Here is a 12,156-nt window from a genome sequence, read left to right as displayed (position 1 = left end):
CACCCTGCGCCCCCGCCAAATTCGCCAACCCCGAATGAGAAACCACCACACCCTTCGGCCGCCCCGTCGAACCCGACGTATAGATCACATACGCCAACTGGTCGGGGACGATCTCCGGCAGTCCGCCCGAGTCGCTCCCCACCTCGTCGAGCAGGACCGTCTCAATGTCCGCAGACAACCGGCCGGCGGTCTCGGGCATCACCAACACCAGTTCGGCGCCGCTGTCGGCCACCATGAACGCCAACCGCTCCGACGGGTATCCCGGGTCCAGCGGCACATACCCCCCGCCCGCCTTCCACACCGCCAGAATCGCGACAACCGCATCCTCCCCACGCGGCAAGCACAGCCCCACCCGCGACTCCCGACCCACACCCCGCGCCACCAACCCCCGCGCCAACACATCGGAGCGCGCATCCACCTCCGCATACGACAACGTCCGCCGCTCCGAACACAGCGCCGCCGCATCCGGCGTCCGCTCCACCCACCCACGGAACAACTCCAACACCGTCGAAGCACCCACCTCACCCGCAGTGTCATTCCACTCCCGCACAACCACCGCCCGCTCCACCTCACCCACCACCGCAACACCGCTCAACCGCACCCGCGGATCGGCCGCCACCTGCTCCAACACCCGCACCAACCGCTCCACCAACCCACGCACCGTCCCCTCGTCAAACAGATCCGCGGCATAAAGAAGCCCACCCCGCAGACCATCCACAGCACCGTCATCCAGACGCCGCTCACTCAACGAAAGTGACAGGTCGAACCGCGCCGCAAAGTCCGTCACCGGCGGGATCTGCTCGACGGACAGCCCTTCGAGGTCCCACTGCGCTTCGGGCACGTTCTGGAGCGCCAACATCACCTGGAACAACGGATTACGGGCGGCAGAGCGGGCCGGGTTCAGCTCATCCACCAGCCGCTCGAACGGCACGTCCTGATGGGCATACGCCGCCAGGTCGGCCTCGCGCACCCGCCGCAGCACCTCGGCGAACGACGGGTCCCCCGTCACATCCGCCCGCAGGACAAGGGTGTTGACGAAGAACCCGGCCAGCCCCTCCACCTGTACGTCCGACCGGCCGGCGACCGGCGTACCGACACACACGTCCTCCCCCGCGCCCATCCGCGCCAACAGCACCACCAGGGCGGCATGGACCACCATGAACATCGTCGTCCCGCTCTGCGCGGCCAGCTCGACCAACCGCGCATGCGTCACCGCGTCCACGTCGACCGGCACCACGCCACTGCGGAACGACGGCACCGCCGGACGCGGACGGTCAAACGGCAACACCGTCTCCTGCGGCGCCCCCGCCAACACCCCACGCCAATGCTCGACCTGCCCCGCACCCGCACTCTCCGGGTCCTCCAGATCCCCCAGCACCTCCCGCTGCCACAACGCGTAATCCGCGTACTGGACAGGAAGCGGTTCCCACTGCGCAGTCGCGCCGGAGAGCCGCGCGCCGTACGCCGTCTGAAGGTCATCGGCCAGCACACCCATCGACCAGCCGTCCGTCGCGATGTGATGCGCCACCAGCAGCAGAACCCACTCCGCCTCCGAGACCTTCAACAGCGAGGTCCGCCACGGCAGTTCAACCGCCAGATCGAACCCGCGCCCCACCTCAGAAGCAAGCAGTTCCCGCCAACGCTCGCCGGCCTCGACCACCTGGAACGGGGGACGGCCCTCCGCGCCCTCGCGGATCTCCTGATACGGCACACCCTCCACATCCGGGAAGACCGTACGCAAACTCTCGTGCCGGTCCGCCACATCACCCAACGCCGCCTCAAGCGCACCCACATCCAGCCGACCCGAAAGCCGCAGCGCCGACGAGAGGTTGTAGACGGCGCCCGTGCTCTCGACGTCCGCCTCTTCCATGTGGTTGAGGAACCACATGCGCTGCTGAGCAAAGGACAGCGGCACCCGCTCCGGACGCTCCCAACGCCTCAACGCCACACCTGCCGACACCCCAGCACCGTCGACCAGCCGCGCCACTCCCGCCACGGTCGGCTCCGCGAACACCTCACGGACACCAACCGACACGTCCAGCACCGAACGGATACGCGCGATCAACCGCATCACCAGCAGCGAATCACCACCCAGCTCGAAGAAACTCTCCTCCGCACCCACGCTCCCCGCGCCCAGCACCTCCGCGAACAACCCGCACAGGACCACTTCCGTAGGCGTCACCGGACCCCGGGAGCCGCCGGCACCGAGATCAGGGGCAGGAAGGGCGGCGCGATCCACCTTTCCGTTCACCGTCAACGGCAGCGCCTCAAGGACGACGACCGCCGACGGCACCATGTAATCCGGCAAGCGCGTCGCCGCGAACGCCCGCAACTCAGCGCCCTCCACACCATCGACATCCCCGACGACGTAAGCAGCCAGCAGACCCTCCCGCACCACCGCCACGGCCTGGTCCACGCCGGGGTAGGCCCCGAACACCGCCTCGACCTCGCCGAGCTCGACGCGGAAGCCGCGGATCTTCACCTGCTCGTCCGCCCGCCCCACGAACGCCAGTCGGCCGTCGCCGCCTGGCAGCCAACGGACCAGGTCCCCGGTGCGGTACATCCGACCGCCGTCGCCGAACGGGCAGGCCACGAAACGTTCCGCCGTCAGGTCGGCCCGGTTGATGTAGCCGCGGGCAAGCCCTTCGCCCGCGATGTACAACTCGCCCACCACGCCTACGGGGACGGGCCGGAGGTAGGCGTCGAGGACGTAGGTACGGACGTTGGGCAACGGACGGCCGATCGCCGGCGCCGGGTCCTGACCGGTGATGCCCTCCTCCAACAGGACGGCCGTGGTGATGACGGTGGCCTCGGTCGGACCGTAGGTGTTCCACACCCGCGCGTTCTCACGCCACTTCGCCGCCAGGCCGGCCTCCAACCGCTCCGCACCCAAAACCCAGTTGCCGATCCCCGAAACCGCCTCCGGCTCCAACACCCCCAACAACGACGGCACCACACTCGCCACATCGACACCTGACGCACCCACCATCCGCGCCAGCGCCGAAGAATCCAGCCGCTCCTCGGACGAGGCGATCGCCAACGCCCCACCCGCGGCCAAGGTCACCGCAACATCCAGCACCGCGGCGTCAAAGCTGAACGACGCGAACTGCAACGCCGTCACGCCCGCCTCGACACCCAGAACCGGACGCATGGCGGTGGCCAGGTTCGCCACGGACGTGTGAGCCACCGCCACACCCTTCGGCCGCCCCGTCGACCCCGAGGTGTAGATCACGTACGCCAACTGGTCAGCAGCAACTACCGGCAACTCCCCCGATACGCTCTCCAGATCGTCGAGCAGGACCCTCTCGACATCCCCAGGAAGGCGATCCACCGTCTCGTCCGCGACCAGGACCAACTCAGCGCCGCTGTCGGCCGCCATGAACGCCAACCGCTCCGACGGGTACTCCGGGTCCAACGGCACATACGCCCCACCCGCCTTCCACACCGCCAGGATCGCCACGATCGCCTCCACCCCGCGCGGAAGGCACAGCCCCACCCGCGACTCACCACCCACACCCCGGGCACTCAGCCCGCGGGCCAGGGCATCGGAGCGCGCATCCACCTCCGCATACGACATCGAACGCTCCCATGACCACACCGCCACCGCATCCGGAGTCTCAACCACCCACCCCCGGAACCGCTCCACCACCGTCGCCGCGTCCACCTCCCGCGCCGTGGCATTCCACTCCTCCACGACCGCGAACCGCTCGGACTCCTCCAGCAGCTCGATCTCGCTCAACCGCACCCGCGGGTCAGCCGCGACCTGCTCCAACACCCGAACCAACCGCTCCGCCAGCCGACGCACCGTCCCCTCGTCGAACAGATCCGCCGCGTAGAGGAGCCCACCCCGCAGACCGTCGGCCGCACCGTCGTCCGAGCGGCGCTCGCTGAGCATCAGGGACAGGTCGAACCGCGCCGCGGGGGCCTTCGCCGGCGGGACCTCCTCGACGGACAGCCCTTCGAGGTCCCAGCGCGCCTCGGGCACGTTCTGGAGCGCCAGCATCACCTGGAACAACGGATTACGCGCCGCCGAACGGGCCGGATTCAGCTCATCCACCAGCCGCTCGAACGGCACATCCTGATGGGCGTACGCCGCCAGGTCCGACTCACGAACACGCGCCAACAGGTCACCGAACGTAGGGTCACCGGAGGTGTCGGATCGCAGGACAAGCGTGTTGACGAAGAACCCGGCCAACTCCTCCACCTGCGCGTCCGACCGACCGGCGACCGGCGTACCGACGCACACGTCCTCCCCCGCGCCCATCCGCGCCAGCAACACCGCCAACGCGGCATGCAGAACCATGAACATGGTCACGCCACCCTGCGCGGCCAACTCCACCAGCCGCGCATGCGTCACCGCATCGACTCCGACCGGGACGGTCCCGCTGCGGAACGACGGCGCCGCGGGCCGCGCACGATCGAACGGCAACACCGTCTCCTGCGGCGCCCCCGCCAACACCCCACGCCAATGCTCGACCTGCCCCGCACCCGCACTCTCCGGGTCGTCCAGCTCCCCCAACACCTCCCGCTGCCACAACGCGTAATCCGCGTACTGCACCGGCAACGGCTCCCACCCCGGCACCACGCCCGACAGGCGCGCGCGATACGCAGCCTGAAGGTCATCAGCCAGCACACCCATCGACCACGCATCCGTCGCGATGTGATGCGCCACCAACACCAGAACCCACTCCGCCTCCGCAACCCTCAACAACGCGGTCCGCCACGGCAGTTCCACCGCCAGATCGAACCCGCGCCCCACCTCCTCCTGCATCAGCTCCCGCCAGCGGCCGCCGGCCTCGACCACCTGGAACGGGGGACGGCCCTCCGCGCCCGCACGGATCTCCTGATACGGCACGCCCTCCACATCCGGGAAGACCGTCCGCAGACTCTCGTGCCGATCGGCGACGTCCCACAAGCCGGCCCGCAGCGCCTCGACGTCGAGGCTGCCCGTCAACCGCAACGCGAAGGGCAGGTTGTACGCGGCAGCACCCATGCCGTCCGCGCCATCCATCCCGTTCAGGAACCACATCCGTTGCTGCGCGAACGACAACGGCACCCGCTCCGGACGCTCCCGCCGGCCCAGAACCACAGCCGCCGAGACCCCACTGCTCTCGACCAGCCGCGCCACCCCGGCCACCGTCGGCTCCGCGAACACCTCCCGGACACCGACCGACACGTCCAGCACCGAACGGACACGCGCGATCAACCGCATCACCAGCAGCGAATCACCACCCAACGCGAAGAAACTCTCCTCCGCACCCGCGCCCTCCAGACCCAGCACCTCCGCGAACAGAACGGACAGCGCCTCCTCGGTCGGAGTCTCCGGCCCACGACTGCCACCCACCGCGAGGTCAGGAGCGCGCAGCGCAGCCCGATCCACCTTCCCGTTGGCCGTCAACGGCAAGACGTCGAGCACGACCACGGCAGCGGGCACCATGTAGTCCGGCAAACGCGTCGCAGCGAACGACCGCAGCTCAGCGCCCTCTACACCCTCGACATCCGCAACGACGTAACCGACCAGATGACCGTCCCGCACCACCGCCACGGCCTGGTCCACGCCGGGGTGGGCGGCCAGGATCGCTTCGACCTCGCCGAGCTCGACGCGGAAGCCACGGATCTTCACCTGCTCGTCCGCGCGTCCCACGAACGCCAGTTGGCCATCCGGGGTCCAGCGGACCAGGTCACCGGTGCGGTACATCCGACCGCCGTCGCCGAACGGGCAGGCCACGAAACGTTCCGCCGTCAGGCCGGCCCGGTTGATGTACCCACGAGCCAGACCCTCGCCCGCGATATACAACTCACCCGTCACACCCACCGGCACAGGCCGGAGATAGGTGTCGAGGACGTAGGTACGGACGTTGGGCAACGGACGGCCGATCGCGGGCGCCACGTCCTGACCGCTGATGCCCTCCTCCAACAGCACCGCGGTAGTGATGACGGTCGCCTCCGTCGGACCGTAGGTGTTCCACACCCGCGCGTTCTCACGCCACTTCGACGCCAGGCCGGCCTCCAACCGCTCCGCACCCAACACCCAGTTGGCCACGCCGGGAACCGCCTCCGGCTCCAACACCCCCAACAACGACGGCACGACGCTCGCCACGTCGACACCCGACGCACCCACCATCCGCGCCAGCGCCGAAGAATCCAGCCGCTCCTCGGACGAGGCGATCGCCAACGTCCCCCCGGCCGCCAAGGTCACCGCCACATCCAGCACCGCGGCGTCAAAGCTGAACGACGCGAACTGCAACGCCGTCACGCCCGCCTCGACACCCAGAACCGGACGCATCGCCGCCGCCAAATTCGCCACCGAAGCGTGGGCCACGGCGACACCCTTCGGCCGCCCCGTCGAACCCGACGTATAGATCACATACGCCAAGTCACCGAACCCGACGGACACGTCGATCGGTTTCCCGGACTCGATCGCGACCCCATCCAGGAGGGCGGCCTCACCATCCAGCGAGCCCGCTGTCTCCTCCGTCACCAGGACCAGCTCGGCGCCACTGTCGGCCACCATGAACGCCAACCGCTCCGACGGGTACTCCGGGTCCAGCGGCACATACGCCCCACCGGCCTTCCACACCGCCAGGATCGCCACGACCATCTCAGCCCCGCGCGGAAGGCACAGTCCCACCCGCGATTCACGGCCCACACCCCGCGCCACCAGCCCCCGCGCCAGGGCATCGGAGCGCGCATCCACCTCCGCATACGACAGCGCCCGTCCCCCCGACCACAGCGCGGCGGCATCCGGCGTCCGTATCGCCCAGGCACCGAACTGCTCCGGCACCGTCAACGCGTCCAGCTCCCGAGCCGTGGCATTCCACTCCTCCACGACCGCGGACCGCTCGGACTCCTCCAGCAACTCGAACTCGCCCAGCCGCACCCGCGAATCGGCCGCCGCCTGCTCCAATACCCGCACCAACCGCTCCGCCAGCCGGCACACCGTCCCCTCGTCGAACAGATCCGCCGCGAACAGAATCCCGCCATCCAAACCGGCCGCAGCGCCCTGACCAGACCACCGCTCGCTGACGCCCACCGACAGGTCGAACCGCGCGGGCGCCACCTCCGGCTGGATCTGGTCGACGGCCAGCCCCTCCAGCTCCCACTGCGCTTCGGGCACGTTCTGGAGCGCCAGCATTACCTGGAACAACGGATTACGGGCGGCAGAGCGGGCCGGGTTCAGCTCATCGACCAGCCGCTCGAACGGCACGTCCTGATGGGCGTACGCCGCCAGGTCGGTCTCGCGCACCCGCCGCAGCACCTCGGCGAACGACGGGTCCCCCGTCACATCCGCCCGCAGGACAAGGGTGTTGACGAAGAACCCGGCCAACTCCTCCACGTGCGCGTCCGATCGACCCGCGACCGGCGTACCGACGCACACGTCCTCCCCGGCGCCCATCCGCGCCAGCAACACCACCAGCGCGGCATGGACCACCATGAACATCGTCGTCCCGCTCTGCGCGGCCAGCTCCACCAACCGCGCATGCGTCACCGCATCCACGTCGACGGGCACCACACCACTGCGGAACGACGGCACCGCCGGACGCGGACGGTCAAAGGGCAACACCGTCTCCTGCGGAGCCCCCGCCAACACCCCACGCCAGAAAGCAACCTGCCCCGCACCCGCACTCTCCGGGTCCTCCAGATCCCCCAGCACCTCCCGCTGCCACAACGCGTAATCCGCGTACTGCACCGGCAACGGCTCCCACCCCGGGGCCTCCCCGGCAAGAAGCGCGCGATACGCGTCCCGAAGGTCGCGCGCGATCACACCCATCGACCAGGCATCCGTGGCGATGTGATGCGCCACCAGCAGCAGAACCCACTCCGCCTCCGCAATCCTCAACAGCGCGGTCCGCCAAGGCAGTTCAGCCGCAAGATCGAACCCACGCCCCACCTCCGAGGCGAGCACGTCACGCCAACGATCGCCGGCCTCGACCACCTGGAACGGGGGACGGCCCTCCGCACCCACGCGGATCTCCTGATACGGCACGCCCTCCACATCCGGGAAGACCGTCCGCAGACTCTCGTGCCGATCGGCGATCTCGCCGAGTGCTGCAGCCAGCGCAGCCACATCCAACTGCCCGCTCAGACGCAACACCAGCGGCAGGTTGTAGACGGCGCCCGCGCCGTCGATGTCGGCCTCTTCCATGTGGTTGAGGAACCACATGCGCTGCTGCTCGAACGAGAGCGGCACCCGCTCCGGACGCTCCCGCCGCGCCAACGCCACAACCGACGACGCTCCAGCGCCGTCGACCAGCCGCGCCACCCCGGCCACCGTCGGCTCCGCGAACACCTCACGAACTCCGACCGACACGTCCAGTACCGAACGGACACGCGCGATCAACCGCATCACCAGCAGCGAATCACCACCCAGCTCGAAGAAACTCTCCTCCGCGCCCACGCCCTCCAGGCCCAGCACCTCCGCGAACAGGACGGACAGCGCCTCCTCAGTCGGGGTCTCCGGCCCACGACTGCCACTCACCGCGAGGTCAGGAGCGGGCAGCGCAGCCCGATCCACCTTCCCGTTGGCCGTCAACGGCAAGACGTCGAGCACGACCACGGCAGCGGGCACCATGTAGTCGGGCAAGCGCGTCGCAGCGAACGACCGCAGCTCGCCACCGTCGACATCGTCGGCATCCCCGACGACGTACCCGACCAGCCGGCCCTCCCGCACCACCGCCACGGCCTGGTCCACGCCGGGATGGGAGACCAGGACGGCCTCGACCTCGCCGAGTTCGACGCGGAACCCGCGGATCTTTACCTGCTCGTCCGCGCGCCCCACGAACGCCAGTTGGCCATCCGCCGTCCAGCGGGCCAGGTCACCGGTGCGGTACATCCGACCGCCGTCGCCGTCGAACGGGCAAGCCACGAAACGCTCCGCCGTCAGATCGGTCCGCCCGATGTACCCACGAGCCAGACCCTCACCCGCGACGTACAACTCACCTGTGACGCCTACAGGGACGGGACGCAGGTACGCGTCGAGGACGTAGGTACGGACGTTGGGCAGCGGACGGCCGATCGCGGGCGCCGGGTCCTGACCGGTGATGCCCTCCTCCAACAGGACGGCCGTGGTGATGACGGTGGCCTCGGTCGGACCGTACGTGTTCCACAGCCGGGCACCCGCCCGCCACTTCGCCGCCAGGCCGGCCTCCAACCGCTCCGCACCCAGAACCCAGTTGGCCACTCCGGGAACCGATTCCGGCTCCAGCACTCCCAACAACGACGGCACGACGCTCGCCACTTCGACACCCGACGCACCCACCATCCGCGCCAGCGCCGAAGAATCCAGCCGCTCCTCCGCCGAAGCCACCGCCAACGCCCCACCCCCGGCCAGGGTGACCGCCACATCCAGCACCGCAGCGTCAAAACTGAACGACGCGAACTGCAACGCCACCACACCCGGCTCCACGCCAAGAACAGGACGCATCGCCGCCGCCAAATTCGCCACCGAAGCGTGTGCGACCGCCACACCCTTCGGCCGCCCCGTCGAACCCGACGTATAGATCACATACGCCAACTGGTCAGAGACAACCGCAGGCAGACCGCCCCCGTCGCTCCCCACCTCATCGAGCAGGACCGTCTCGACATCCGCCGACAGACGGCCGGCGGTCTCAGGCGTCACCAGCACCAACTCGGCGTCGCTGTCCGCCACCATGAACACCAGCCGCTCCGACGGGTACTCCGGGTCCAACGGCACATACGCCCCACCGGCCTTCCACACCCCCAACATCGCCACGACCATCTCGACCCCGCGCGGAAGGCACAGCCCCACCCGCGACTCACGACCCACACCCCGCGCCACCAACCCCCGCGCCAACACATCAGAACGCGCATCCACCTCCGCATACGACACCGAACGCTCCCGGAACCACACCGCAGCAGCATCCGGAGTCTCGGTCACCCAGGAGCGGAACAACTCCAACACGGTCGGAGCATCAACCTCGCTCGCGGTGTCGTTCCACCGCTCGACGACCGCGGACCGCTCCCCTTCGTCCAGTACCGCAACGCCGCTCAGCCGCAGCTCCGGATCGGCCGCCACCTGCTCCAACACCCGAACCAACCGCTCCGCCAGCCGACGCACCGTCCCCTCGTCGAACAGATCCGCCGCGAACAGAATCCCGCCACCCAGACCAGCCGGGGCACCCTGACCGGACCGCCGCTCGCTGAGGTCCACCGACAGGTCGAACCGCGCCGCAGGGTCCTCCACCGGCGGAACCTGCTCCACCCACAGCCCCTCCAGCTCCCAGCGCGCCTCGGGCACGTTCTGGAGCGCCAGCATCACCTGGAACAACGGATTACGCGCCGCCGAACGGGCCGGATTCAGCTCATCCACCAGCCGCTCGAACGGCACATCCTGATGGGCGTACGCCGCCAGATCCGACTCACGAACACGCGCCAACAGGTCACCGAACGACGGATCACCGGAAACGTCAGACCGCAGGACGAGCGTGTTGACGAAGAGCCCGGCCAAATCTTCCACCTGCGCGTCCGACCGGCCGGCGACCGGCGTACCGACACAGACGTCCTCCCCGGCGCCCATCCGCGCCAACAACACCACCAGGGCGGCATGGACCACCATGAACATCGTCGTCCCGCTCTGCGCGGCCAGCTCCACCAACCGCGCATGCGTCACCGCATCCACGTCGACGGGCACCACACCACTGCGGAACGACGGCACCGCCGGACGCGGACGATCGAACGGCAACACCGTCTCCTGCGGAGCCCCCGCCAACACCCCACGCCAGAAAGCAACCTGCCCCGCACCCGCACTCTCCGGGTCCTCCAGATCCCCCAACACCTCGCGCTGCCACAACGCGTAATCCGCGTACTGCACCGGCAACGGCTCCCACCCCGGGACCTCACCGGCCAACCGAGACCGGTACGCCGCCTCAAGGTCGTTCGCCAGCACTCCCATCGACCACGCATCCGTGGCGATGTGATGCGCCACCAGCAGCAGAACCCACTCCGCCTCCGCAACCCGCAACAGCGCGGTCCGCCAAGGCAGTTCGACCGCCAGATCAAATCCACGCCCGGCCTCCGAGGCGAGCACGTCACGCCAACGATCGCCGGCCTCCACCAGCACCAACTCCGGACGGCCGCTCGCACCCGCCAGCACCTGCTGGTACGGCACGCCCTCCACATCCGGGAAGACCGTCCGCAGACTCTCGTGCCGGTCCGCCACATCACCCAACGCCGCCTCAAGCGCCGTCACATCGAGCCGACCCGAGAGCCGCAGCGCGAAGGGCAGGTTGTACGCGGCAGCGCCGGCCCCCTCGACGTCGCCACCGTCCATCCGGTTCAGGAACCACATCCGCTGCTGTGCGAACGACAGCGGCACCCGCTCTGGACGCTCCCGCCGCGCCAACGCCACACCCGCCGACACCCCAGCACCGTCGACCAGCCGCGCCAGCCCCGCCACCGTCGGCTCCGCGAACACCTCACGAACCCCGACCGAGACCTCCAGCACCGAACGGACACGCGCGATCAACCGCATCACCAGCAGCGAATCACCACCCAACGCGAAGAAGCCCTCCTCCGCACCCACGCTCTCCACGCCCAGCACCTCCGCGAACAACCCGCACAGGACCACTTCCGTAGGCGTCACCGGACCCCGGGAGCCACCGGCCCCGAGATCAGGGGCCGGAAGCGCAGCCCGATCCACCTTCCCGTTCACCGTCAACGGCAACACATCCCGCACCACCACGGCAGACGGCACCATGTAGTCCGGCAACCGGGTCGCAGCGAACGCCCGCAGCTCGCCACCGTCGACATCGTCGGCATCCCCGACGACGTAACCGACCAGCCGACCCTCCCGCACCACCACCACGGCCTGCTCGACCCGCGGATGGGCCGCAAGGGCAGCCTCGACCTCACCCAACTCCACCCGGAACCCCCGGATCTTCACCTGCTCGTCCGCGCGCCCGACGAAGGTGAGTTGGCCGTCCTCGGTCCAGCGGACCAGATCCCCGGTCCGATACATCCGACCGCCACCGTCGCCACCGTCTCCGTCGCTGCCGTCGCTGCCGTCGCCGAACGGGCACGCAACGAACCGCTCCGCCGTCAGATCCGCACGCCCCGCATAACCCCGCGCCAAACCAACCCCCGACACATACAACTCACCCACCACACCCACCGGCACCGGCTGCAAAAACCCATCCA

1 protein-coding gene is annotated in these 12,156 nt (G+C 69.2%); it reads right to left on the bottom strand.

The genetic code is table 11. The features are described from left to right. A partial coding sequence (locus ACIPAE_RS39640; RefSeq protein WP_402452313.1) for an amino acid adenylation domain-containing protein occupies nucleotides 1-12,156 on the bottom strand: 12,156 nt, incomplete at both ends.

It is taken from the genome of Streptomyces sp. NPDC087270 (assembly GCF_044744625.1).
GTDB lineage: Bacteria > Actinomycetota > Actinomycetes > Streptomycetales > Streptomycetaceae > Actinacidiphila.
This window is presented reverse-complemented; position numbering and strand designations above follow the sequence as displayed.